General features: G+C 68.9%; 2 protein-coding genes. Both read right to left on the bottom strand.

Annotation, left to right across the window (positions count from 1 at the left end):
* Positions 1-256: nucleotide exchange factor GrpE (grpE, locus tag D1614_RS29115; protein WP_119440555.1), on the bottom strand; the 256-nt coding region annotated here is incomplete at its 3' end.
* Between the two features lie 11 nt (positions 257-267).
* Positions 268-505: hypothetical protein (locus D1614_RS29110; RefSeq protein ID WP_497006693.1), on the bottom strand; the 238-nt coding region annotated here is incomplete at its 5' end.

The following is a 505-nucleotide window of genomic DNA, read 5'->3' as shown; positions in this document are numbered from 1 at the left end:
GGGCGCGCTCCAGGTTGTCGGCCACGCCGAGCAGGTCGCGGGCGAACTTCTGGATAGCGTAGGCGCGGGCGTCGTTGGATTCGCGCTCGGCCCGACGCTTGACGTTCTCGGCCTCGGCGGCGACGCGCAGCATCTGCTCCTTCAGCGAGGCGACCTCGGTCAGGGCCGCTTCCAGGGCGGCGTCGGCGTCGAAGGCCTCGGCCCGCTCGGCGTCGGCGTCGTGATGGTCGGGGGCCGGCGTTTGGTCGTCGGTCATGTCGCAATCCTCTAGGACTCAAGCAATCGCCCGAGCACCCTCGCCGTATAGTCCACCAGCGGGATCACCCGAGCATAGTTCAGACGGGTCGGGCCGATCACGCCGATCGCGCCGAGCACCCGCTGCCGGCCTGTCATATAGGGCGCCGCGATCACGGCGGAACCCGAAAGTGAAAACAGCCGCGTCTCGGCGCCGATGAAGATGCGCACGCCCTGGGCCGCCTTGACGTCGTCCAGCAGGCTGATCAGC

Source organism: Maribellus luteus, from assembly GCF_003576475.1.
GTDB classification, from domain to species: Bacteria; Bacteroidota; Bacteroidia; order Bacteroidales; family Prolixibacteraceae; genus Draconibacterium; species Draconibacterium luteum.
Note: the sequence above shows the minus strand (reverse complement) of the source record. Positions and strands in the feature narration are given on the sequence as shown.